We start from the raw sequence: 25,371 nt of genomic DNA on the forward strand, positions 1-25,371 counted from the left end.
CTCGCACCACCTGAGGCATACTTTCCGGCCGACAAGGCCAGGGGGATAGCCGCGTCCCGGCCTCCCCCGCGTTCGGCTCGGGGGCGGACGCACGTTTCCCCGGGCTGCCCCCGTCCCGCAGGCGTCGACCTCGCCCACTGCGGCCGCCGACGCCCCCCTACCCCGCCGAGGATGGTGCCCGCCATGTGCCGTATCCCCCTCCGCTCCGGTGTCGTGCGCCTTGCGACCGCCGGCCTGTTCGTCGCCCTCGCTGCCTGCACGTCGACGCCGGAGTCGACCGAGCCACCACCCGCCCCGGCACCGCCCAGCCCGGTTGCCAACGAGGCGCCGGGCGCCGGCGGCGAGACGAAGGCCTTCGACCCGAGTGGCTGCCGGCCGCCGGAGACGACGACGGGCCCGCTGGTCGTTCGGGGCGGGCCCGACGGCGCATGCACGCTGATCACGGCGGACGACGACTACGCGTACGAGTTCGTCAACGTCGCCGACGGCGGCACGCTCTACTTCCAGGACGACGGGCGGGCGATCGACTTCCGTGCCAAGTCCATCCTGGTGGAGATGGGCGGCACGGTGCGGGCAGGCAGCTGGGACGAGCCGTTCGGCGCCAAGGGCGGCTCGCTCACGATCGGCCTGTGGGGCGACGACCCGACGGCCGAGGGCACCAGGCGGCCGGCGTCCGAGCCGGGCATCCGCTGCATCGGCGGCCAGGGCGAGACGGGGTGTTACCCGGAGGATCGGGTCGATCGATTCTGCCTCGGAACGGACCCGGACGATCCCTGCACTGCGCGCGAAGCCGGCGCCATAGGCGACAACGCCCGGTTCGAGGGCTACCGTGACCTGGAGTACGACGAAGGGTTCTTCGGTTACAAGGTCTTGGCCGTGAGCTACGGCGGCCGGCTCGAGCTGTTCGGCCGGCGAGGGGTCGTACCCAACGCGTCCGACCCGACGGCGCGGGTGGAGCACCCGACCTGCGCCCCGCCCGGGCCGGACCTCCACGCGACCGAGGCGACCGGCTCCAGCTGGGCCCGGCTCGCCGCGCCGATCGGCCCCGGGACGACGAGGCTGGAACTCGACCACCCAGTGGATTGGGCCGAGGGGGACCGGGTAGCGCTGGCGACGACCGACTGGTACCCGAGCCACTCCGAGGTCGTGACGGTGGCCGACAACGCCAACGGCGTCGTGACGCTCCAGGCACCGCCGCGCTTCGAGCACCGCGGCGACGTCTTCACGATGCCCGCGCAGGCCATGGCCGGCACCGGCAACCCAAACACGGCGGTGGACGTGCGCGGCGCAGCCGGCCTCCTGACGCGCAGCATCACGATCCGCTCGCTCGGCCGCACCGCCGACGAGCCGTTTCCGGATGCCGGAAGGTGCGGTATGGAAGCGGACGACCCCGGCTGCTACTTCGGTGGCCACGTCATCGTGCGCCAGGGATTCGGCGCCTTCCACGTGCAGGGTGTCGCATTCCACCAGCTCGGGCAGGGCGGGCGGATGGGTCACTACCCGCTGCACTTCCACCTGAACAAGTCCACGCGCTACACGAACGCCTTCGTGACCGACAGCGCGATCACCGAGAGCCACAACCGCTTCGTGGTGCTCCACGGCACCCACGACGTGACCCTTGCCCGCAATGTCGGGTACCTCTCCGTAGGCCACGGGTTCTTCCTCGAGGACGGTTCCGAGATCAACAACCTCCTGTGCTACAACCTGGGCATCTCCGCCCGTGGCGCGCTCGAAGAGTATTACCGTGCCCAGCCGCCTGACAGCCCCACCCACCGCGCCGTCCCGCCCATCCTCGACAAGATCCAGGGCGGCACCGGCACGGCCGGCAGCGACGGCCACATGCCGGTGATGTTCTGGATCATGAACGCCTACAACGAGTTCGTGGGGAACAAGGCCGTCGGCGTGATGGGCGCGGGCTCATGCTACTGGCTGCTCGGCTCCGGCGTCAGCGGCATGAGCGCGCCCGGCCACATGGCCGGCATGGGGGCGGTCCGTTGGACGTCCGGCACGAACACCGATCAGGACTACGCCGCGTTCAATCGCGCCGGCGCGCGCCAGGCACCACTGAAGCGCTTCCGCGCCAACTCGTGCGCCACCGCGGCCTACGCCCTGCAGACGACGATCGACGTCGAGCCGACGCAGCCCGTGAACACGGGCTTTCACGCCCTTGCCAACCCGTACCTAAAGGTCGAGGACATCATGCGGCCGATGGTCAGCGGCAACTTCAACCCGACGCGGGTCGACGACCCCGCGCTCGCCGCGCTCCCCGGCCGGCCGGAGCCGAACTGCCGCCAGGGCATTGCGACGGGCGACTCGTGGGCCCTCAACGGTCCTTCGTGCTCCGGCACGGTCATCGATCGCTTCACCACGTCGTTCAACTGGGCCGAGGTCGGCTTCGGTTCCGTTTGGCTGCGACCGTGGTGGTACGTCTTCGTCAACAGCGCGATCACGGACCAGCTCTTCGGCGGTCTGGGCTTCGTGACGGGCGGGAGCTGGGCCCAGGTGCCGCCGGGCAACCTCCAGATTGCCAGGGACAGCCTGTTCGTAGGCACCACCTCGGGGGGCGACCCGGCGGGCTATCATGGCCCGGACGTCACGCGCGCCGTCCGCAGTGGCCCCGCGCTCACGCTGCCGGCCGAAGGCATCGGCTATCCGACGGGCAGCCTGAACCCGCAGCGGCTGATGACGATCTACGACGGGCCGTTCTACTCCGATGGCAGCGCGTTCGCGGCGGTCGCACCGTTTGACTGTCCGGAGGGAGACTTGGCTCGCTGCGGGGTCTACACGTTCACGATGCAGCCGAAGAAGGCCGGCACGCCGCCGCAGATGACGGTCGTCAACGCGGCCATCGGCTGGAAGCAGCAGAACGGTTTCTACTACCCGCCGGCGTTCGCGTTTCGACGCTCGGGCTTCGATGCGGCGTCGTTTCGCCACAACACCTTCGACCAATATGCGCCCTACGCGGGCGGCGACCCGTTTGGCCTCGTCACCTCGATCGACTTCTCGACGATCCTGAACGACCTGGACGGCACGCTGACGGGCGTCGTGAGCAGCCGCGGGCCGCGAAGCGCATCCATCAGCCGGAACAAGTTCTTCGACGCGCCGTCGCAGGACGACGAGTGCTTGTCCTTTGGCGTGCAAACATCGCCCTACGACTTCGTGACCACGGCGATGGCCAAGCTCCAGGGCGATGGCCCATGGACCGTGGACTGGCAAGCGTGGAACACCCCTACGGTGAACCCTGCCGTGCCGATCTACCGCCAGCTCAAGCTCGCGAGCGACGTATGCGACGGCGACACGACCTGCGGTTGTTGGCGGGCAAGCTTCCTGATGGGCGGCCAGAACGGCGAGGCGCCCTACCTCACGGCGGACCGAGGCGTGTACTACGTCGACACGACGATGACGTCCAAGCCGTCCTGCGGCGCGGGCGAGAACCGACTGCTGCCCGTCAACAGCCACCTCGCGCCGTTCCGCGATGGCGAAACGTACGTGCTCTACCACCTCTTTGCCCGGCCCGACACGCGCGTGACCTACCAACTGTTCGTCGGTGACGGCTTCCGGCCGACCGACGGTCGCTGGGTGCGCGTGCAGCCGCACGTGTTCTCGGGCGGCGGCAACAACCTACTCGTGACGGCGGACGACGGTATTGCGGCTCCGCTGCCGGCCGCGGTCAACGGCGTGCTGACCGTGACGCTGGACAACGCGCAGATCGGGGCCGACTTCGCCTTCACGGCGCGGGCCGACGACGAGAAGTGCCACCCGCGCGACCTATGCCAGATCGCGGCAGACGGGGGCGGCTGCACCATCGCCGAGCGCTACGCCGAGAGCGACCTAGCGGATGCCATCCGCAGCATCTGCGAGGAATGGGCCACGGTGACGGCAGGCGTGGCCGACACGATGGACGGCCTGACGCTGGCGGACTGTCCCGAGGGCGGCTGCCTCGGCTACGCCTTCACGATGCCCAGCGGTTTCGAGGCGTCGCGGGCCGGGCACCCGTACACCGTGGCCGGCCTCCCGCTCGCCACGTGGTTCCCGGACGATGCGGACTGGAACGTGCCGATGAGGCTGCTCCCGGGCGAGAATCCGTGTCCCGCCCCCCCGCCGCCGAGCGGCTTTGGGGGGCAGTGAGGCCGGCCGGAATCCGGTAGGGACATCATGAGCGTCCCCAGGCAGCTCTATCTCCGCCTTCTCCGAGACCTACCGACGCGCTCGCCTTTGCGGCCTGCCGGAAGGTGTCGAGTTGCTTGACCAGCTTGGTTGCTGCCAATGGGGAACGGCATGCCGTTGCCCGCCAACGACGACCGGCGGGCCAATAACGGGCATCCCCCTCGCCGTGGGTCCCGCTTGGGGTCTGGGGTCCATCCGCTCGACCCTTACACGACCCTTACGATCCCCTTGTCCCCCCCTTACGCCCCCGGCCTATCCTAGGCGCATCACCGACACGGCCGTCCGACGCCCACGAGCGCGCGGCCCGAAGCGCCGAAAGGGAAGCCCGATGACCGACCTCAGCCTCATGCCCGCGCCCGCTGCCACCGCCGCGCCCGCCGCAGTCGCGCCGCTCACGACCTCACCTGCCGCCCCCGCCGTCACCGCCGTCACCGCCGCCGAGCTGTACGCCAAGCTGCTCGCCGATGCACCGCTCTTGATCGTCGACGTCCGGAACCCCGCCGAGTTCGCCCGGATGCACGTCGAGGGCCGCGAGGCGCTCGACGTCCTGAACATCCCGTACTACGCCTTCATCGAGGACGAGGACGAGGCCGCCGCACCGATTCCGACGGACCGCGAGGTGGTCGTCGTCTGCGCCAAGGAGGGCTCATCGGAGTACGTCGCCGAGCTGCTCGCCGCACGCGGCATGGCGGTGAGCTACCTGGCGGGCGGCTTCCCGGCCTGGGGCAACCACTATGACGTGCGCGACGTCGCCGCCGGCGCGTGGGGCAAGATCGTCCAGATCGCCCGCCCGGCGCGCGGCGACCTCAGCTTCGTCGTCGTCAGCGATGGCGCGGCCGCCGTGATCGACCCGCTCCGGCACGTCGACGTATACCACGACGCGATCACCGCCGCCGGCGCCTCGCTCACGGTCGTGCTCGACACGCATGTCCACGCCGATCACATCAGCGGCGGCCCGGCGCTGGCCCATGCCACCGGCGCACCGTACCACGTCCATGCCTACGATGCGATCCACCCGATCGACATGCTGCCGGCGACGATTCCCTACACCTCGCTCGACGACGGCCAGACGTTCCGGATCGGCGCCGTGACCGTCACCGCCCATTGGTTCCCCGGCCACACGCTCGGCCAGTTCAACTTCCGCCTCGACGCCCCCGACGGCACGAGCGCTCTCTTCACCGGCGACGGGATCTTCCTCCGCTCCTTCGGCCGCCCCGACCTCGGCGGCAAGGGCGAGGCTTGGACACCGCTGCTCTACGAAAGCCTGACCGAACGCCTACCCGCCATCGTCCATCCGCATACGCTCATCCTGCCGGCCCACTTCAGCGCCCTCGACGAAGCCGGCGCCGACGGTGTCTTCAGCGCCCCCTACGCCACGGTCGCTGCCACGAACGACGCCCTGCGCCACCGCGACCGGGCCGAGTTCACCGCCTACGTCCTGGGCCACCTGCCCGTCTTCCCGCCCGAGTACGTCCAGATCAAGCGCGTGAACATCGGCCTCCTCGAAGCCGGCGAGCAGCTGGCCGACGAACTCGAGCTCGGCAAGAACATCTGCGCGCTGAGCCAGTAGCCGACCCGGCCGACTGCTCCACGCCACCGCACCCGTCCCTCAGCCCAACCCAACCCCAAGGAGAACCACCCATGTCCACCCACTTCGACGCCACCCTCGACGTCAAAGGCGCCAAGTGCCCCATGCCCCTCGTGAAGAGCCGCAAGGCGATCGGCGACCTGCCCGTCGGCCACGTCCTCCAGGTCATCGCCACCGACCGCGGCTCGATCGCCGACTTCCAGGGCTGGGCGACGACGGCCAAGAACATCCGCCTCGTGGCGCAGGAGACGACCGCCGAGGGCGGCCAGGACCTGTACGTCCACTACCTGGAGCGCACCGCATGAGCCCCGTCGACACGCTGTCGCCGTCCGCCGCGCCGATGCCCATGAACGTGCCGGCCGCCCCCGTCACGCCGATGTCCGCGTCGGCACCGACGCCCGTCGCTCCTCCGGCATCCGCCGCCGCCGACCCGCCCGACCGCCTGGCCGCCCTCGAGGCGCGCCTCACCGCCCTCGAAGACCACCCGTCGCAGTCCACCGAGGACCGCGTCGCCATGGTCGTGTTCTCGGGCGACCTGGACAAGGCGATCGCGGCCTTCATCATCGCCACCGGGGCGGCCGCGATGGGCATGGAGGTGAGCATGTTCTTCACCTTCTGGGGCCTGAACGCGGTGAAGAAGCAGAAGATCTTCGCCGGCAAGAACGTCATCGAGCAGGGCTTCACGGCGATGCTGCCCGGCGGCCTCGGCCAGACCGGCCTGTCGCAGATGAACTACTTCGGCGCCGGCGCCAAGATCATGCGCCGCCTGATGAAGCAGCACGACATCTCGTCGCCCGAGGAGCTGTTCGGCCTGGCGCAGGAGCTCGGCGTCCGGATGGTCGTGTGCGACATGTCGCGCGAGCTGCTCGGTGTCCGTGACGAAGAGCTGATCGACGGCCTCGAGACCGGCGGCGTGGCCACTTTCCTGGCCGACGCGGCCCGCGCCAAGGTGACGCTGTTCATCTGAGGCCGTCGACGACGGCCGATCGCCATTCGACACCGCACGAATCGACAACCGACAACCCCACGCGTTGTCCCACAGGAGGCCACGATGCTCCGCAACCTCTTCCAACCCCGCCCGGCCATGCCGGCCGCCGGCCCCCTCTCCGCAGGCCACTCCGCAGGCCACGTCGGCGCTCTCTCTGTCGCCGAGCTGAAGCAACGGCTCGACGGCGGCGAGCCGCTGCACGTGATCGATGTCCGCTCGGCCGCCGAGTTCGCGCACGACGGCCGCATCGCCGCCGCGCACCTCATGCCCCTGCCGGTCCTTGCCGAGCGCCTGGGCGAGCTGCCGCGCGACGTGCCGATCGTGTGCGTCTGCCGCTCGGGCCAGCGCAGTGGCCTGGCCGCCGAGCTGCTCGCCCGCCACGGCTTCACGAACGCGCTCAACCTGACGGGCGGCATGCAGGCCTGGGCACGCGCCGGCCTGCCCGCGCAGCGCGGCTGACGGGAGGCACCGATGATCACCGACGCGCCGGCCGCGACGTACGTCCCATGCGCACCGTGCGCCGCCCTCGCCGACCGCTCCGCCACCGCCCCGCCGCAGAGCTACGACGTGACGCCAACGGTCCGACTGGCCGCCCAACCGCAGCCCGAGGACTGGTCGCGCTGGGCCGCCGAGGGCTTCCGCACCGTCCTCAACCTGCGCGGCGACGGCGCGCGCGCCGCCGAGCAGGCGCACACCGCCGAGGCGGCCGGGCTGCGCTACCTCCACCGTCCCTGGCCGGCCTACGAGCTCGATCGCGCCCACATCGACGCGTTCGCGGACATCGTCGAGGCGCCCGACACCGGCCGCCTGGTGTTCCACTGCCGCACCGCCAGCCGCGTCGGCCTCATCTGGCTGCTCTATCGCCAGCTCCGCCACGGCTGGACGCGCGACCAGGCGGTCGCCGAGCTGCGCGCCGCCGGCTACGACGACGACGCGATCGAGACGTTCGACTTCTGCGCCGACGACTACTTCGAGCGCAGCACATGACCGCGCTCGTCCGGCCCGCCCTGCCGGCCGGCGCGATGTCGGCGTGGCTGCCGGTGTGGCTGCGCGACTACCGGCGCGCCGACGTGCCGCGCGACGTCATCGCCGGCCTCGTCACCGCGGTCCTGCTCATCCCGCAGAGCATGGCCTACGCCCAGTTGGCCGGGCTGCCGCCGCAGGTCGGGCTCTACGCCTCGGTCCTGCCGCTTGCCATCTACGCCATGCTCGGCACGTCGCGCCAGCTCTCCGTCGGCCCGGTGGCCATCACGTCGCTCCTCGTCTACAGCGGGGTGAGCGCCCTGGCGGCACCGGGCACGGCGCGCTTCGTGGAGCTTGCGCTCGTCCTCGCGCTCCTTGTCGGCGCGGCCAAGCTGCTCATGGGCGTGCTGCGGCTCGGCGAGCTGCTGAACTTCATCGCCCACCCCGTCCTGGCAGCGTTCACGAGCGCTTCGGCGCTGATCATCGCCGCCGGACAGCTCAAGCACATCCTCGGCGTGCCCGTCGGCGGCGATCGGCTGCACCAAGTGCTGGCGCAGGCCGCCGCGCAACTCGGCCGCGCCAACCCGGCCACGCTCGCCATCGGCCTCATGACCGTCGCGCTGCTCGTCGGCTTCCGCAAGGGCCTGCGCCCGGCGCTGGCGCGCACGCGGCTGCGGCCGCTGGGCGTGACGCTCATCGTCAGCGCCGCGCCGCTCGTCACCGTGGTGCTCGGCACGCTCGTGACGTGGCTGATGCGGCTCGACGCGTCGGCCGGCGTGGCCGTCGTCGGCGCCATCCCGCTCGGCCTCTCGCCGTTCCGGGTGCCGCACGTCGCCTGGCCGGACGTCGCCGCGCTCGGACCCGCCGCGGCGGCCATCGTCCTGGTGAGCGTCGTCGAGTCGATCGCGGTGGCAAAGTCATTGGCCAGCAAGCGCCGCCAGGCGATCGACCCCAACCGGGAGCTCGTCGCGCTCGGCGCCGCCAATCTGGCCGCCGGGCTGTTCAGCGGCTACCCGGTGACGGGCGGCTTCGCCCGCTCCGTGGTGAACGACCAGGCCGGCGCGGTCAGCGGCGCGGCCTCGCTCGTCACGGCCGGCGCCATCGCCGTCATCCTGCTGTTCTTCACCCCGCTCTTCGCGTTCCTGCCCCAGGCCGTCCTGGCCGCGACGGTCATCGTCGCCGTCGCCGGCCTCGTCGATCTGGCCGAGCCGCGCCGCATCTGGCGCGCGAACCGCGGCGACGCGGTCGTCTGGGCGATGACCTTCGCCGCGGTGCTGGCGCTCGGCGTCGAGCGCGGTATCTTCACCGGCGTCGGGACCTCCCTCGCGCTCCTCTTGTGGCGATCGAGCCGGCCGCACATCGCCGTCGTCGGCCGCCTGGGCGAGAGCGAGGTCTACCGCAACGTACTGCGCCACGCCGTCACGACGTGGCCGCACGTCGTCGCGGTCCGCATCGACGAGAGCCTGTTCTTCGCGAACACGCGCTTCCTGGAACAGGCGCTCCTCAAGATCGTCGCCGACCGTCCGGCCGTGCGCCACCTCGTCCTCATCGGCTCGGCCATCAACTTCATCGACTCGAGCGCGCTGCACACGCTCGAATCCCTCCTCCATGAGCTGCGCGACGGCGGCGTCGAACTCCATCTGGCCGAGATCAAGGGCCCGGTGATGGACGGCCTCGAGCGCACCGACTTCCTGGATCACCTCGGCCGCGACCACGTTCACCTCACCACGGACCGGGCGCTGCGGGCGCTTGGATGTGACGACGAGCCGCAGGACGATGGGCACGAGGATCGGCACGACGATCTGCACGACGCCCCCGCGCCGTCCACCCCGCCGCGCCGTCAGCCGAACGCCACCGGCAGCCACACCCGCCGCCCGCCCGCCCCGCCCGTCGGCGTCGCCTCGCCCCCGGGCGTGGTCGCGCTGGCATCCGGCGACGGCGTCGCGGTCGGCGTGGCGGGCAGCGGCGTGGGCGTCGCCGATTCGGTCGGGGCCGTCGTCGCGGTCGGCAGTTCGGGCGTCTCGCTCGGCACCGGGAACGTCGGCGGCGGTCCCGGCACGGACGTCTCGCTCGGCGGGCTCGGCAGCGGCAGCGGCGTCAGCGGCGGCGGCGGGAACGTCGCGGTCGGCGTGGTCGTCGCGCTCGATACCGACGTGCCCGTACCGGCTCCCGGCGTCGCCGTCGGCTCCGGCGTGAACGGTGGCGGCGGCGGCTCGAAGCTCGTCACCCCCGCCCAGTCCGGCTCCGCCCCCGTCGTCAGCGGCCCGTACACCGTCCCGCCGCCGTCCTGGACGTAGTACAGCCGCACGTCCCGGCTCGGCGTCGTCGCAATCTCGGCGTTGAAGATGATCCAGCCGCCGCCGGGTGACCATGACGGGCGGAACAGCGACCAATCGGGGTGCGTGGCGACGGTGCCGGCCGTGCCGGTGTCCAAGTCGAGCAGCCAAACAGCGTACGGCCGCCGCCCGACCGACGAAGCGTGCGACGCGAACGCGATCCGGCGGCCGTCCGGCGACCACGCGGGCTGGACATCGTCCCAGCCGGGGTGGGCGAACAGGCGCCGCGTCGTCGACGTCGTCAGGTCGAGCGCCCAGAGCTCACCGTCCGCGCCGTTGCCGCGGTCGGCGGCGCGCAGGACAAACGCCAACGTGCGCCCGTCGGGCGACCACGACGGGTTGCCGATCACCTGGCTGTTGCCGGTCGCCGAGAAGAGGAGCCGCGCGCCCGTGCCGTCCGGCCGGACGACGGCGATCCCGCTGCCGCCGATGATCTGGCCCTGCGACGACGTGATGTACTGGATGACCGTGTAGGCGATCCACGCCCCATCCGGCCGCCAGCGCGGCTCGAAGTGCGCCGGCCCGTTCGTCACCGCCCGCCGCTCGCCCGTCGCCACGTCGACGACCTCGATTCGCCACTGCGCCGCCGCGCCCGACCCGCCCGTCGCCGTGTACGCCACCGCGCGCCGATCCGGCGACCAATGCGGTTGCGCCTCCGTCAGCTGCGGCGTGTTGACCAGCGCCTGCCGCCCGGTGCCGTCGGCGGCGATGACGAACAAGTCCGTCCGCCCGCCCGCCGCCGCCACGTCCTGGAACACGATCGCCCCGCCCTGCGCCGGCCCGACCGGCGGCCCGACGGGACCGGGGGTCGGTTCGTGCCACGGCGACGTCGCGGCCGGCGTCCCGGTCGGCGTCGCTGTCCCGTCCGACACCTCGGGCACGACGACCACCCGCCCCGTCATCGCCCCGTGGTACACGCAGTGGTACCGAAACACACCCGGCGACAGAAACCGGACCCGCAAGCCCCGCCCCGGCGCCAACGTCCAGTTGAACCACCCGGCATCGCTCGTCACCGAGTGCAGCCGCTCCCCCCGATTCACCCACCGCACCGTCGACCCGAAGGTCACCGTCACCGCCGCCGGCACGAACACATCGTCCGTCACATCGACGTCGACGATCGGATTCGGCATCGGCGTCACCTGCAGCCCGTGCATCCCCATCGGCGCCGCCGACACCCCCGCCACCGACCCAAGAACCCCCATGATGACGGCACCCACGCCCACCGACCCAATGACCCCCATGATGACGGCACCCACGCCCATCATCACCCCACCCGCGTAGGGGCGACGCATGCGTCGCCCGAAGCCCGTCGCCCCCCGCGATGCCATCGCCCCCCCCATGGTCGGCGGGTCGCAAGGCAATGTGGATGGGTCGCACCCCATCACGCACCCCCGTTCAATTCACCCAACACCGCCGCGCGCTCCTCCATCGTCAGACCGTCCGCTTGCGCGATCGCCGGGCCGGCGTACGGGTCGTCGCGCTGGGAGACGAGGTCGGCGAGGTCGAGGCCGGCCCGTTGGAGGAGGGACCACGATCCGCCGCCGGCGCGGTAGAACGCGGTCAGGACGTGCTGGTTCGACAATCGCGCGCCGGATTCGATCGACGGCGACGACTCCGCCGTCGGGTCGAGGCCCATGTCCAACGCGGCGCCGCTGCGCGCGGGCGGTTCCATGCGATCGACGAGGCCGGCCATGGGCGTGATGTCGACATCGTAGACGCCCGGCGGCAGCCAGTCGCGGCTGCCGTGGCGCGACTCGACCGCGTCGAGCGCGCGGGCGAGGTCGGACGGGGGCACGCCGGCGGAGACGAGCAGCTCGGTGACCGTCGGCACGCGAAAGCGCACGGACGGGCGCGCCGGCGCGGCGGCGACGGGCGCTCCGGGGCCGACGTCGAGCAGCTCGCCGTCATCGGTGCCGGAGCCGCCGGCGCCGACGTCGTCCAGGTCGGCCAGCGACGGCGCCGTCGGGTCGAACAGGACGGACGGTGGCGAGCTGATCTGGCGGGCATACTGCGTGAAGTCGTTGTAGGCCTTCCACGCCGGGCGGACGCTCGCAGGCGAGAGATCCACGGATGCGAACAGGCCGTTCGCGGCGCCGGTGTCCGTCAGGGCGGTCCAGATCACGGCGGCGACGTGCGGGTCGGCGGTCAGCGTGTCGAAGGCCGTCCAGAGGTTGCGGGCCTGCACGGTATCGCCGGTGGCGTCGGCGTCCCACGACAGGCCGGTCGCCCAGACGCTCTTCACGTCGACCGCGTGGCGGCCGAGCGCCGCCGCGGCAGCGCGCCACACCCGCCCGGTGCGCTCGGCCACGGCCGCAGCCACGGCCGCCTCGTCGACGCCGCCGTCCGGCAGCAGCCGAAGTTGCATGCCGATCGCGTCGAACGGCGGCGTCCCGACCGCCCAGCGCCCTGCTTCGATTGCGGCGCGCAGGTAGTCCACCCCGTCGTCGTCGGGCGTGCAGAGCAGGCCGCCGGCGACGACGGTGGCGCCGGGCGCCGCGGCGCGCACCGCACCGCCCACCGCCTCGAGCAGCGCCGCCCAGCGTGCCGGTGGGATGGGATCCCGACCCGCCGGCGCATGGTTCGGCATCGGCACGATCTCCCAAGCCTGCACCCGATCGCCGAGCGCGCCGGCCAACATCGCGGCGTGTTCGACGAGCTCCTCCAGCCACGCCGCACCAACGGCCGGCGCAACCGACGCGTCCGCCGCCGCAGCATCCGGCGCCACGGTCAGGCCGCCATCGATCACGCCGAGCACGCGCAGCCGTCGGGCGGCAGCGGCATTGACGGCGTCGACTGCCGCAGCCAGGAAGGCATCATCGACCACCCGCCGTTCGTCGAGCACGAAGCGAATCCGCACCCAACGCGCACCGACCGCTGCGGCAGCGGCCAGACGCGTGTCGAGGTCGGCGCTGGAGCCAACGTCAATGCCGATGCGGTTGATCACCATACGCCACCTCGATGCCGCGCGACTCCACGCGTTCCCGCACGTTCCCGAACGTCCTACGGGGTGTCCTGCAGGGGCGGACACGGGGACCCGCCCCTACAGGATCGCCCGGACCATCACGATTCCCAACGCGATCTCGACGAACGCGGCGCACGCCAACAACATCCGCGCGGCCACCGCGAACCCGCGCTCATGGACCACCGCGGCGAGCGCGCCGTTGGCCACGAGCGCCAGCAGTCCGACCGTCGGGAGGCGCCAGGCGCCGCTCTTCGGACCGGTCGGGCCGGGTGCGGTCAAACCAACGCCGTCCTGTACGACGTAGGCGAAGCGCAGGCTGACCCGCGTCGGCAGATCCGGATAGTGCCATGCGAGAAAGCCGAACGCGAACGCCAGGACGGCCCCGGCGGCCAGCAGGAGCCCGACCGAAATTCCGTCGTTCCAAAGCCCCAGCCGGGCCCACGGCGCCGGGAAGGAGCGTTCCTCCAACGCTTGGCGCGCGCCGAGCCGCCGGCGCTGCACGAACTCGTCGGCGAAGGCGAGCGGGTCGGCAGGTGAGATCGCGTACGACAGCGCTTGGGTCATGATGAGGACCTGCGATTCGGGCGGCATCGTGGCGTACACCAGCACCGGGCGCGGCTCGCCGGCGTCGTCGAGGATCGTCGTATGCCCGACCTCGTAGCCCTCCACCCGCACGCCGGTGAGCGGCGCTTGGTACGGCCGCCCCTTGACGACATGCGTGATCGCGCCCATCGGCACCACTTGGCGCGTCGCCGCCCAGCGGATGACGAGGGCGTCGCGGCTGAGGGCGTAGTGCATGTTGAACAGGCCGTAGCTCCAGTACGCCAGCCGGAGCGTCCCGGCCAGGAGCACGACGAACGCTGCGCCCCACAAGACGGTGCGCGGCCCGACGCCGTGCGCAAGCGCAAGGTAGAGCACGCCGCCGCACGCCGCAATGCCCAGCGCAACGAGGCCGAGTGCGATCCAGCGCGCCTGCGTCCGAACAGGGTGGAATGACATCGCGTGGTGGCCGCCCGGGCGCTAGAACCGCCGCCAGGCGAGCGTCGCCGGGAAGAGGCTGGGCAGGAAGTCGTCCGTCAGCATCGCGGCCGTCTCGGCGGACGTGCCGCGCACCGGCGCCGCGAGGCGCAGGCTCACGACGCCGCGCTCGGGGTCACGCCCGGGGTGGTCCCACAGGTAGACGTAGAGGAACACGAGCTCTCCCTTGGCGCCGCTCTTCTTGGCGGTACCGAAGTTCACGGACAGCGGCCGCGGCCCGTGCGGCAACCGCACGGCGCGCGCGTCGAACGCCTCGATCGCCCAGCCGCCGAGCGGATAACACGTCTCGGGCGTGTGCTCGAACAGATGGTAGCTGTGCCCGCCCCGGCTGCCGAACGCCGTGAGCCAGACCAGCGCGCCGTCCGCGCGGCGATAGGTGCGGGCGATCGAGACCTCGGGATCGCGCAGCCAGATGTCGACGGCCGGGTCCTCGGCCCGATCCTCACCCGCCCATGGCCCGAGGTCGAGCGGCAGCGCGGCCGGCAACGCGCTGAGCGACCAGTCGACGGTCGACCGCATCGCGACCTCGCCGGGCGTCCGACCATACCAGCCGGCGGTGTCGGCGAAAACGACGTGGCCGCCGGCCGGCATGGTGGGCGGGGGGGGCATCGCATCGCGGGTGCGGGCAAACAGCAGTGCGGCGACGAGGACGGCGGCGGCAACGGCGATCAGGCGGCGTTGGCGACGATGCGTCGGCAGGCCCTCAGGTGGAAGCAACGACATCACACCCCATCGCTCTCCCCATCCACAACAACCCCAGCACCGCTGCCGCAAACAGCACCGGGCTCGACAGCCCGTGGTAGTACGTCAGTCCGGGCACCGTACCGAAGGCCTCCGCCACGACGAGCAGCCCGCTGAGCCGAACGGTGTTGGCGACGAGCGCGAGCGGCACCGCCAGCGCGACGAGCGACCAGCGCCGTGCGCGCGGCCCGTGCAGCGTCCCCGCCAGGCCGACGGCCAGCGTCACGAGCGCCACAATCGATCGCAGGCCGCTGCACGGCGCGCCCACCTGGAAGCTGCCGTCACCGACGATCAGCTGAGGGCCGCGGTGAATCACGTCTACGCCGAGCGGGCCGACGAGGGCGGCGGCTTGACCGGCAGCGGCGGAAGCGAGGCGCGGGGCGATGTGGGCGACCCACGGCAGCGGGATCGCCAGAGCGAGGAGCGCCAGCGGGAGGGCGAACGCGCGCAGCCACGCAGGCCCGCCGACGATCAGGCATGCACCGGCCAAGAGCCCGACGAGCGCGAGCGCCGAGGCGGGCCACAGCGCGTACCGCGCGGCGAGCGCATGGGCGGCGACGGACAGCACGACGAGCGCAAGGCCCGCGACGGACGGCGCGGCGGGTCCGAGGCGCTTTGCGGCGCGCCAGGCGAGGATGACCGCGGCCACGGCGACGAGCGGGCCGTGCGAGTAGTACGGGTTCACGCGCCACGTCGCTGCCACCCAGGCCATGGCCGGCGCGAACAGCACGGCCGCCGCGATGAGCGCGGCGGCGGCGGCGGCGAGGGGCAGTCTGTCGTCAGCCTTCGGCAATGCGTCGGCCTACGCGGGCGTCGGGACGGCGGCGGGCTCGAAGACCGGCGTGCACCAGTGGCGGTACTCCGGCACGCGGCCGCGGACGACATCGAAGTAGAGGTCCCGCAGCCCGGCGGCCACCGGCCCCATCTGGCCGGACCCGACGCGGCGCTTGTCGATCTCGACGACGGCGGCGATCTGGACGCCCGTGCCGGTGAAGAACACCTCGTCGGCACCGTAGAGCTCGCTGCGGTCGATCGAGCGCTCTTGGACGGGCATCCCGAGGCGCTCGCCACACAGCTGCATGACCGTCGAGCGGGTGATTCCCTCGAGGATGTTGTCGAAGACGGGCGGCGTGATGATCACGCCGTCGCGGACGATGAAGATGTTCTCGGCACTGCCCTCGGAGACGTGGCCGTTCTGGTTCAGGACGATCGCCTCGTCGTAGCCGTTCATCAGCGCCTCGCTCTTCGCGAAGGCGCTGTTCACGTACGTGCCGGTGATCTTGCCGCGGGCCGGCATGCTGTTGTCGTCCACCCGCCGCCACGACGAGACCATGACGCGGGCGCCCTCCTCGTTGTCGACGTACTGGCCGAACGGGGTGGCGAAGATCGAGAGCTCATCCTTGAGTCCGTGCAGCCGGACGCCGATCATCTCGTCCGACTTGTAGGCGAGGGGTCGGATATACGCGTCTTCGCGGTAGCCCTCGCGCCGGAGCAGGTCGATCGTGATCCGGCTGAGGTCGTCGGCGCTGTACGGAAGGTCCATGAACAGGAGCGCGCAGCTCTTGATCATCCGCTCGAAGTGCTCGCGCAGTCGGAAGACCAGCATCTGTTGCTCTTCGTCGTTCCAGTAGCCGCGGATGCCCTCGAAACAGCCGGTGCCGTAATTGAGGGCGTGCGTGCGGACGCTGATCTTGGCGTCCTCGATTCCGACGATCTGGCCCTTGAAGAACGCGAACTGTCCCTTCATGCCTACACTCCCGACATCAGAGGGCGCGGCCGGTCGCCATGGGGGCGGCGCGGCGCCATTATACCGTGCGGCATGGGTCGGGCCAACCGGTTTCGCGGGGCACGGCGCCGGCCTATGCCCGCCCCCGCTCCTCCGCCAAACATCGCGGACACCCCGCTTCCGGCGACGCCACTTCGACCTCGTGCTTCAGGCAATACGCGTCGACGCGCAGCCGCCGCAGCAGCCCCCACCGCTTGACGACGGCCAGGTCGACGCGCAGCTCGCGGCCGGCGTTCGCGCGCAGGATCGCCGGGACGCCGCACTTCGCGCAGTCGCCCGGCAGCCACGGCAGCGAGCGGCGGCTCGCCTTGATCAGGCGGCACTCCTGGATCGCCCGGCCGCGGTTGTAGTCCTCGTAATAGTGGCGGCACTCGGTGCCGGCGGGGGTGCGCATGGCGGTGCTCCTGGGTGGGTCGCATTGTACCGCGGCCGCGGTGCGGGCGATCGGCATTTCGTTCGGGCGCGCGCCGCTATCGACCGACGCGCATCGCCCACGGCAACGCGATGCGGGCGCGGGGGACGGCCGTCTCGATCGGGGTCGGGATTGCGGTCAGGGTCGCGGTCGCGGTCGATGTTGCGGGCCATGTCGAGGTCCATGTCGAGGTCGACGTCGCCATGGAGGTCGCCATGGTTGTCGCACTCGACGTCGGCGGCCCCGACGACACCGTCGGCTCGGGTGTCGGCCCTGGCGGCGCCAGCCGCGGCGGCGACCCGGTCGTATCGCACGTCCGCCCGTCCCGGTACTCGAACGCGCCGATGTCGGGCCGAGCGTCGTCCCGCGCGTTGCCGCACCAGTCGTCGATGAGGCCGGAAATCGTCCGGGCTTGATCGACGATCGCGCTGCCGTCCTTCAGCGCGAAGTCGCGCCCGTCGGGGTCGCGAAACCAGGTGCGGAAGTCGGCGGCGCTGAGTTGGAGGGTGCCGACGATCCGGGCCTTGCCGCCGTCGCGCTCGCGGACGCGGCCTTGGACGAGATTGCCGGTGATGTCGGCGACCGACGCGGCGAAGCGGACGTCGATCCCGGCCGTGTCGTAGAGCGTATTGTGCTCGATCCGCGTCGCCTTGGCCTCGTTCAGGTAGATCCCGACGTCCGCCGGGCAGTGGGCGATGACGTTGTTGCGCATCACGCCGCCCTGGTGCTCCGGGCTGCACGTCCCGTCCTCGCAGATCCGGTCCGGGCTCGACCCGCCGCCGCCGAAGGACAGGCCTAGCCGGATCCCGCCCTTGTGGAGCATCTCGCACACGACGAGGTTGCGCTCGAACACACCGTCGCGGCTGTTGCCCTTGAGGAACGCGGCGTAGCTGATGTGGTCGCCGCCGTCCTTGAAGTGATCGTGGATGAAGTTGCCGACGACGTGCCACCGCCGCCCGCCCACGACATCGATCGGCGTCACCGGGTTGCTCGTCTTTCGCCCCGCCGGGCTGAAGAACTCGGTGTCGCGGATGACGACGTCGTCCGGCCAGCGCCAGCCGCCGCCCGCCGCGCCCATGTCCTGCCCGTTGCCCTTGATCATCGCGTTGAACGCATGCAGCCGGCCGCCGTCGATCACCGTCCGCTCCGCATCGCCGACGATGTGGAACGCGTGCTCGCACCGGCTGTCGTCCGCGCAGTCGCCTTCGATGTCGAGGTTCTCGAAGCGCCAGTCGGCGGCGGTCACGTGGAAGCCCTCGACGTACGTGCCGTCCGTCGACACGAACCGCAGCAGCGCGTCGCCGAGCGTGGCCGCGCGGACGGTGATGGGGCGGTCGGGGGTGCCGGGGCGGGTGACGGCGAGCTTGGGGGGGAGGGTGTAGGTGCCGGGGGCGAGGGTGATCACGTCGCCGGGGGAGGCGGCGGCGAGGGCGCGGGTGAGGTCGGCGGGGGTGTGGACGGGGATGTCTCGGGACTGGGCGTGGGCGGAAGGGGACGGTGACGTCGACTGTGCGATGGCAACGGCAAGGGCGACGACGCAGGCGTAACGAGTCGCGGCAGCGGCCGGTTGGCGCGCCGTCAACGAGCCGTCGGCGTCGTCTCGTCCGCCACCTCCACCACCCGCGGACTCCCCCATCCACCATCGTCATCCACGCCCGCCCGTCCGGCCCGAACGCGATATCGCGCACGCTCGACACGTCGAGGAGCATGAGCGACCGCCACGCTCCGTCCGGCCGGCGCACGCGCACCTCGCCGGGGAGGCCGCCAAGCCACGCGCTGCCATCGGGGGCGATCGCCAAGGTCGGATCGTACGGTTGCCGTTCACCGGCTGGCTGCAGGTCCAGCAACGGTTGGCCGGTGAACGCATCCCACGTCCCGTCGGCCGAGCGGCGTACGAGGCCTCGCTCACCGCTGAAGAGCCAGACGGCGCCCGTGCCGTCGCCCGCCAGCTGCACGATCCCGCTCGTCACAACATCGGCCGGCATGGCCACGTCCGTCCAGCTGCCGTCCGCTTGAAGCGACGCGATGTGCCCTCTGGAGCTGCCCTCAATGCCCACCCACACGGCCCCTCCCCCACCCGTCGCCACGTCCCGTACTTGGCCGCTCGGCAATCCGGTGGCCACCGAATGCGGTTCCCAACGGCCATCCGGCCGATGCCGGGTCACGAACACTTCCGCGCTCATCCCCTTGGCGACGGCCCACACCGAGCCGTCGTTCGCGGTGACGACGCGGGAGACGTCGCGGCCGCCGAGTGCGTCGGGACCGGCGAACTGCGTCCAGGCGCCGTCAGGTGCGAGATGCACGAGGCCGGTCGCAGTGGCATACCAGACCCCGTCAGGCGCGAGGGCGATGTCGCGGATCTCGCCGGCCGCCGACGGAAAGCCCTCCAGGAAGTGCTGCCATTCGCCCTTCTCATTGCGATGATGGGTGTCCATCCAAACCTCGGCGCCGTCCACGGCCACGGCGTTCGGGGACTCCGGGCCGCCGATCCATTCCTGGCGCCAGGTGCCATCCGGGAGTCGTCGGGAGACGGTGCCCGATCCCATCCAGGCGACACCGTCCGCATCCAAGATGAGGCCCGTCGCCCATGCCACTCCCCGTCCCGGAACCTCGAAGTTCCATCGACCGGAATGGTTGTCGTCCGGGACATAGATCCCTTTCGTGCCTCCGAACCACGGTCGGCCGGCGCGATCGAAGGCGATCGAATGGAGTCCGGTTTCGTCGGCCGCGAGCCTGACCTCGTCCATCGATGCAGGCGTCCATCGGCCGGTGTTGCCGAGGACGTCGGCGAACGCGACGATCCGCTGCAACGGGTTCGAGTACTTCAGAGTGCCGTACAGCGCCCAGATCTGCCCATCCGGGCGCTCGGCCAACATCGGAATCGGCCCAAGTTCGATCCTCAGCCCGTCCGCCGAATCGAACGACTCCCATCGCCCGTCCGCGCGTCGAACGGCGACGCCGGCCGGCGCACCCTGCGGCGCATAAGCAACCCACACATCGCCGTTCGCCGCGGCAAGCATGTCCGTCACGCTCACCTTCGGCCCGAGCGGGTACCCGCGCACGGGCGATTCCCAGCCGCAAGTGGCGCCTAGTCGCGCCACGCCGGAACCCCCGCCCACCCAGACGCCCCCGGAGCGATCCACGGCCACGTGATCGGCATCGACCGGCACGTTGATCGACCCCGACCGCCCATCCGCGTTCAGCCGCGCCAGATCCCCACCTACAATCGCCCACACGCTACCGTTGGGCGCCACCGCCAGATCCGTCCCGGTACTCCACTCGAGGCCGTCCGCCTCTGTGTACGACTTGACCAACGCCCCATCGCGCGACCGCCGAGCAGCCCCATCGATCCCGACGGACCACACATCGCCCGTGCGCGGATCGAGCGCCATCGCCTGCACGTCGTTCGCCGGCCGCAGGTGCTCCCACCGCCGCGCCGCCAAGGTCGGCAGCGGCCCCGGCGTCGGACCGTACACAGGCGATGCGAAGTTACATGCGGGTCCGAACGCAAACGGAAGGTAGATTCGATGCTCAGCATGCGCGATCGACGTCGGCGTGAGCGCAGCGAACAGCGAGGCAAGGGCGACGGGCCAGCACAGGAAGCGCGGGTGCATTGTTGGCTCTCCGAGACGACGTTGGCGGGCTTTGGCCGATGTTCGGAGAGCATACTGCGTGCGCGCGTCAAGGGCGAGTGGCCGCGATCCCCCGCACCACCACCGGCACAAACACCCGCCTCCCCCCACCCCACCCCGCCCACAACGGGCACCGCTCGTTCCGCGTCCGCGGCCGCGCGACGTTCTCGCGGTGGTTGTTCGCCACGTCGAACCGCTCGGCCACCTCATCCCGGACGTCGACCCGGAAGCTCGTGACCGGCGGATCACCCATCCGCATCTGGCGCGTGGCCGTCAGCACGACCTCGGCGCCGACCGCCAGCGTACCGACCTCCCAACGGATCACCTCGCCGGCGGTGTTGCCGGCCCACGCCTCCACCGCGAACGGCACCGCCGGCTGCGTACCGATGTTCGTCACGCGCGCCACGAACCGCTCGTAGTGCGTCCCGTGGATACAGCCGACATCCGCGACGGTCGCGGCGGCCAGGGCGAGGTCGGGCGCGTCCATCCCGCAGCGCAGCGTCGCGGTCATCGCCTCCAACGCCGTGACGACGATGCGCGGGTGGGCGTCACGTGCGTTGTACTGCCCGCCGGCCGGCGCGCGGCGACCCTGGAAGCGTACCTCGACCGGTGGGTCGTCCCAGTGGCTCGCCCTCTCGCCACCCGTCAGCTCCTTCGTCACCGCGTCGTATCGCTCGAGCCAGGGCGACCGCAAGCCGTAGCAATCGTGTTCACCGTCACAAATCGTGAGGTCCCACGCCGGCCCGTCGTACGGACACATCGCCCCGCCCGGCACGAAGAGGTCGACGTGGCGTCCTCGCTGATAGAGCCCGTCGTACGTCCGGTCGATCGGCCCGTCCGTCGTGTCCACGCGCACGCCCCAGCGGACGTCGGCGTCCGGATCGCCCGACCAGCGCGCGCGAACCTCGAGGACCCAGGCGCCGGGCACGGCGGGCAGCGTATACGTGACGTGCCGCAGCGGGGCGATCGGCGCGAGCGCCTCGACGACACCCGGCCCCGTCGACCGCCAGCGTGCCGCCGTCCCTTCCGCCGCCAGTCGCTCGAGGCCGGCGGCGCGGTGGCGCGTCACGGTGATGGCGTCCGGTGCGCGAAGCGAGGCACGCGACGGGGCGAGCACGAGGCCCGCGCCGAGCGGCACGGTCAGCGGCTCGGCGAGCGTGACGATGGCGCCCGCATCCGCGCACGTGCCGTTCCAGCAGTACGTCTCGGCGACGGCGTAGGATGTAACGGGCCCGTGCGCGAAGGCGAGCGGCAGCCATGGCCCGGCGCCGCGGACTGGCGCGGCGAGCAGGACGGCTGCGGCGGACAGCGCGACGGCGGCGGTGAGGAGGGCGTGGCGGAGGGGGCGGTGGTTCATGGACATATTAACGGACGAGTGGAAGGTTTCGGACCGGTGGCACGTCGGTGTGGGGCCCCCACCCACCACATCGCCCCGCCGGTATACTTCTACTACGATGAACGACCTCCACCCCGCACCCCCCGGCCACATCCCCGGCCAACCCCTGACCGCCCTCGCTCCGATGCAGGACGTCACCCACCTGCCGTTCATGCGCGTCATCGCGCACTACGGGGCGCCGGACTGCTTCTTCACTGAGTACTTCCGCGTGCACGAGGTATCGTGCCCGGAGCCGCACATCCTGCGCTCGATCACGGACCACGCCACCGGCCGCGCGGTGTTCGCGCAGCTCATCGGCGAGCACATCCCGTCGATGGTGCGCACCGCCAAGGCCCTCTCCGCCTACCCCGTGGCCGGCATCGACCTGAACATGGGCTGCCCGGCGCCGAAGATCTACAAGAAGAACGTCGGCGGCGGGCTGCTGCGCGATCCGGACAAGGTCGACGCGCTGCTCGGCGCGCTGCGCGACGCCGTGCGCGGCCGCTTCACCGTCAAGATGCGCGTCGGCTTCGACAACACCGAGCCCTTCGAGCGCATCCTCGCCCTCGTCAACAAGCACGGCGTCGACCTGCTGACGATCCACGGCCGCACCGTCGCCGAGATGTACCGCCCCGGCGTCCGCTACGACCTCATCGCCCAGGCGGTTCGTTCTGTTCGCTGCCCGGTGCTCGCCAACGGCGACGTCACGTCCGCCGCGACAGCCGTCGCCGTCCTGTCTGCAACCGGCGCAGCCGGGGTAATGATCGGCCGCCACGCCATCCGAAACCCGTGGATCTTCCGCCAGACGCGCGACGTGCTCGCCGGCCGCCCGGTCACGCCCGTCACGCTCGCCGAGGTGCGCGAGTACATCGATCGCCTCTACCGCGAGACCACGTCGCCGACCGCGTCCAGCGTCGCCCACGTGCACAAGCTCAAGAAGTACCTGAACTTTATCGGCCAGAGCGTCGATCCCGACGGAACGTTCCTGCACCAGATGCGCCGCGCCATATCCGAGACCGAGCTCTTCCACATCTGCGACCGCCACCTGCTCAGCGAGCCCGACCGCCACGCGTCGATCGAGCCGTACCCAGGCGTCTTCGCGCGGCCGAACAGCGAGGCGCCACTGGACGGGTGCTCGTTGGCGACGGTAACCGGTTGACCTGGGGCCGTCCCGATACGCCGCCGCCCTCGTGATTCCCGCCCCAGATATCAACCCGCCAACTCGCTCAACGCCAACCACCTCTCCGTGGCGGCATCCAGGGCATCGGCGACCGTGGCCAGGTCGTCGGATAGCGATTGCAGGCGCGTGAAGTCGCTGCCGGCCGTCTCGATGGCCGTGGTCAGCGCCTTTTGGCGGGCTTCGAGGTCGGCGATCGTTTGCTCGAGGCCCTCGAGCTCACGCGATTCCTTCCACGTGCGCTTGCGGGACGATGGCGACGGCGACGGCGCATTGGCGTCGCGGACACGGCCGTCGACCTTGACGGGCGCGCGGACGCCGGCGGTGGACGCGGCGCCGGTGGCCGCCTGCGCCCGCTGCTCGCCGCGAATCCGCAGGAACGATTCGAACGGCGTCGGGTAGCCCACGTGCAGCCGCCCGTCCTCAAGCACCGCCAGCTGGTCCACGACGCGGTCGAGGAAGTAGCGGTCGTGGCTCACGACGATGACCGTGCCGGTGAACGTGTCGAGAAACGACTCGAGGACGCCGAGGGTCTCGATGTCGAGGTCGTTCGTCGGCTCGTCCAGGAGCAGCACGTTCGGGCGGTGGATGAGGGTGCGCAGGAGGTAGAGGCGCCGCCGCTCACCGCCGGACAGGCTGCCGATCTGGGCGTGCTGTTGCGGTCCCGGGAAGAGCAGCCACTCCAGCATCCGGGAGGACGTCACCTGGGACCCATCCGCCATGCGGATGACGGGCGCCTCCTGGTCGATGTAGTCGATCACCTTCATGTCGTCGCGCAGCGCCGCGCTCCGCTGGTCGAAGTAGCCGACGGCGACGGTCTCGCCCCACTTGATGTCGCCCTCGGAGGCGTCGAGCACGCCGGCCAGGATGTCGAGCAGCGTGCTCTTGCCGGCGCCGTTCGGGCCGACGATCCCGATTCGGTCGCCGGGACCGAGGCTCAGGTCGACGCCGGACAGGACGGCGCGGCCATCGAACACCTTGCCGATCCCGGTGGCCGCCAGCACCTGCTTGCCGAGCCGTCGGCCCGCCAGCGCCAGCGCGACGCGGTCCTCGCCGCTGTCATACTGGATCTGCTGCATCTCCTCGACCCGCTGGATGCGCGCCTTCTGCTTCGTGCTGCGCGCCTTGGCACCCCGCCGCAGCCACTCCAGCTCGCGCCGCAGCTGCCCCCGGCGCGTGTCCTCCATCTTGGCCAGCCGCTCGTGGCGCTGGCTGCGCTGCTCGAGGTAGTGGCGGTAGCTGCCGGGATAGCTCACGAGCTGCCGCCGATCCAGCTCGAGGATGCGGTTCGCCACGCGGTCGAGGAAGTAGCGGTCGTGGGTGACCATCAACAGGGCGCGCGGGCTGCGCAGCAGGTACTGCTCCAGCCAGGCGATCGTCTCCGCGTCCACGTGGTTCGTCGGCTCGTCGAGCACGAGCAGGTCCGCTGGATCGATGAGCGCCTTGGCCAGCGCGACCCGCTTCTGCTGCCCACCGCTCAGCGTGCCGACGCGGGCATCGACGTCGGTGATGCCGAGCCGGTGGAGCACCGCCTTGGCCTCGGCCTCCGCCGCCCAGCCCGACGTGCGATCGAGCTCCGCCGCCAACCGCGACAGCCGCGCCTGCCCGGCTGCGTCGTCCGGCGCCGCCACGAGGGCGACGTTCATGGCGTGGTAGTCGCGCAGCAGCGACAACACCGGCGCGTCCGCGGCGTACACCGCCTCGAGCACGGTGTGCGACGGATCGAGGACGGGCTCCTGCGGCAGGTAGACGACGCGCACGCCGCCCCAGACCGTCACCGTACCGGCATCGGGCGGCTCCGCGCCGGCGACGATCCGCAGCAGCGTCGTCTTGCCGCTGCCGTTGATGCCGATCAGCCCGATCCGATCGCCCGTGTTCAGGCGAAGGTCGATGTCGTCCAGCAGGACGCGCTCGCTGAACTGCTTGGCGATGTGCTCGAGGGTGACGAGGTTCATGGGGAGGGTACTGTAAGTGGGGGGAGGGGGCGGGGCAAATGGGGGCAGGGCGGTACCCTGCGCGGCACGGAGGGCGATGGCCCACGCCCCCGCCCCCGGCACGCTTCGCGCGCCGACCCCTCCCCCAATGCAGGTGGAGGGGTAAGGAGGACCCGCAATCGCGTTCTGTGTAGATCGCAATGGGTCCCGCCCCCAGCATTGGGGGCGGGACAGGCCGGCGAAGCCGGCCAGGGAGGGGGCCTTCGTCGGGA

At 71.3% G+C, this 25,371-nt stretch carries 18 protein-coding genes; 8 read left to right on the forward strand and 10 right to left on the reverse strand.

The features are described from left to right. The first annotated feature begins 183 nt into the window (after positions 1–183). The 6 genes from IPG72_12435 (at position 184) to IPG72_12460 (ending at position 7,730) form a co-directional block, all read left to right on the forward strand. A complete protein-coding gene (locus IPG72_12435) occupies positions 184–4,128 on the forward strand; it encodes a G8 domain-containing protein (protein ID MBK6769796.1) in 3,945 nt (1,314 codons plus the stop codon). A 385-nt stretch (positions 4,129–4,513) separates the two neighbouring features. Then, positions 4,514–5,737 carry an MBL fold metallo-hydrolase gene (locus IPG72_12440; GenBank protein ID MBK6769797.1) on the forward strand — a complete coding sequence of 408 codons (1,224 nt, stop codon included), beginning with the start codon at positions 4,514–4,516 and terminating at the stop codon, positions 5,735–5,737. Between the two features lie 71 nt (positions 5,738–5,808). Beyond that, positions 5,809–6,060 (forward strand): sulfurtransferase TusA family protein, encoded by a 252-nt coding sequence (locus IPG72_12445; GenBank protein MBK6769798.1) that lies wholly within the window; start codon positions 5,809–5,811, stop codon positions 6,058–6,060. A gap of 71 nt (positions 6,061–6,131) precedes the next feature. Further along, positions 6,132–6,722 carry a DsrE/DsrF/DrsH-like family protein gene (locus IPG72_12450; protein ID MBK6769799.1) on the forward strand — a complete coding sequence of 197 codons (591 nt, stop codon included), beginning with the start codon at positions 6,132–6,134 and terminating at the stop codon, positions 6,720–6,722. Positions 6,723–6,839: 117 nt separating this feature from the next. Next, the gene (locus IPG72_12455) at positions 6,840–7,202 is read left to right on the forward strand and encodes a rhodanese-like domain-containing protein (GenBank protein ID MBK6769800.1); all 363 of its coding nucleotides are present in this window, start codon (positions 6,840–6,842) and stop codon (positions 7,200–7,202) included. 12 nt (positions 7,203–7,214) lie between these two features. After that, positions 7,215–7,730 (forward strand): protein tyrosine phosphatase family protein, encoded by a 516-nt coding sequence (locus IPG72_12460; protein MBK6769801.1) that lies wholly within the window; start codon positions 7,215–7,217, stop codon positions 7,728–7,730. 1,816 nt (positions 7,731–9,546) lie between these two features. Here IPG72_12460 and IPG72_12465 read toward each other — a convergent pair. The 8 genes from IPG72_12465 to IPG72_12500 form a co-directional block, all read right to left on the reverse strand. Beyond that, positions 9,547–11,334 carry a PD40 domain-containing protein gene (locus tag IPG72_12465; protein MBK6769802.1) on the reverse strand — a complete coding sequence of 596 codons (1,788 nt, stop codon included), beginning with the start codon at positions 11,332–11,334 and terminating at the stop codon, positions 9,547–9,549. Between the two features lie 89 nt (positions 11,335–11,423). Then, the gene (locus IPG72_12470) at positions 11,424–12,989 is read right to left on the reverse strand and encodes a hypothetical protein (GenBank protein ID MBK6769803.1); all 1,566 of its coding nucleotides are present in this window, start codon (positions 12,987–12,989) and stop codon (positions 11,424–11,426) included. A 93-nt stretch (positions 12,990–13,082) separates the two neighbouring features. Beyond that, positions 13,083–14,003, reverse strand: coding sequence for a hypothetical protein (locus IPG72_12475; protein MBK6769804.1), 921 nt, complete (start codon positions 14,001–14,003; stop codon positions 13,083–13,085). A 21-nt stretch (positions 14,004–14,024) separates the two neighbouring features. Then, a complete protein-coding gene (locus tag IPG72_12480) occupies positions 14,025–14,765 on the reverse strand; it encodes an exosortase-associated EpsI family protein (GenBank protein ID MBK6769805.1) in 741 nt (246 codons plus the stop codon). Then, positions 14,746–15,576, reverse strand: coding sequence for an exosortase/archaeosortase family protein (locus IPG72_12485; protein MBK6769806.1), 831 nt, complete (start codon positions 15,574–15,576; stop codon positions 14,746–14,748). Before IPG72_12485 ends, IPG72_12480 begins: the two co-directional genes overlap by 20 nt. A 9-nt stretch (positions 15,577–15,585) precedes the next feature. After that, positions 15,586–16,530 carry a branched-chain amino acid transaminase gene (locus tag IPG72_12490; protein ID MBK6769807.1) on the reverse strand — a complete coding sequence of 315 codons (945 nt, stop codon included), beginning with the start codon at positions 16,528–16,530 and terminating at the stop codon, positions 15,586–15,588. A 112-nt stretch (positions 16,531–16,642) separates the two neighbouring features. Continuing rightward, entirely contained in the window at positions 16,643–16,963 is a 321-nt protein-coding gene (locus IPG72_12495; protein ID MBK6769808.1) for a hypothetical protein, read from the reverse strand. A gap of 76 nt (positions 16,964–17,039) precedes the next feature. Continuing rightward, positions 17,040–18,617 (reverse strand): PE-PGRS family protein, encoded by a 1,578-nt coding sequence (locus IPG72_12500; GenBank protein ID MBK6769809.1) that lies wholly within the window; start codon positions 18,615–18,617, stop codon positions 17,040–17,042. Between the two features lie 221 nt (positions 18,618–18,838). Here IPG72_12500 and IPG72_12505 point away from each other — a divergent pair, with 221 nt between their 5' ends. Beyond that, complete coding sequence (locus tag IPG72_12505) at positions 18,839–18,997, forward strand: hypothetical protein (protein MBK6769810.1); 159 nt, start codon at positions 18,839–18,841, stop codon at positions 18,995–18,997. 1,665 nt (positions 18,998–20,662) lie between these two features. Here the strand turns inward: IPG72_12505 and IPG72_12510 are convergent. Continuing rightward, the gene (locus IPG72_12510; GenBank protein MBK6769811.1) at positions 20,663–21,970 is read right to left on the reverse strand and encodes a hypothetical protein; all 1,308 of its coding nucleotides are present in this window, start codon (positions 21,968–21,970) and stop codon (positions 20,663–20,665) included. A gap of 97 nt (positions 21,971–22,067) precedes the next feature. On the opposite strand from IPG72_12510, the gene IPG72_12515 reads away from it, so the two are divergent. Next, on the forward strand, positions 22,068–23,147 hold the full coding sequence (locus IPG72_12515; protein ID MBK6769812.1) for a tRNA-dihydrouridine synthase family protein: 1,080 nt from the start codon (positions 22,068–22,070) through the stop codon (positions 23,145–23,147). A 50-nt stretch (positions 23,148–23,197) separates the two neighbouring features. On the opposite strand, the gene IPG72_12520 is transcribed toward IPG72_12515, so the two are convergent. Then, on the reverse strand, positions 23,198–25,120 hold the full coding sequence (locus IPG72_12520) for an ABC-F family ATP-binding cassette domain-containing protein (protein MBK6769813.1): 1,923 nt from the start codon (positions 25,118–25,120) through the stop codon (positions 23,198–23,200). Between the last annotated feature and the right edge of the window lie 251 nt (positions 25,121–25,371).

This window comes from Candidatus Avedoeria danica (assembly GCA_016703025.1).
Classification (GTDB): Bacteria; Chloroflexota; Anaerolineae; order Epilineales; family Epilineaceae; genus Avedoeria; species Avedoeria danica.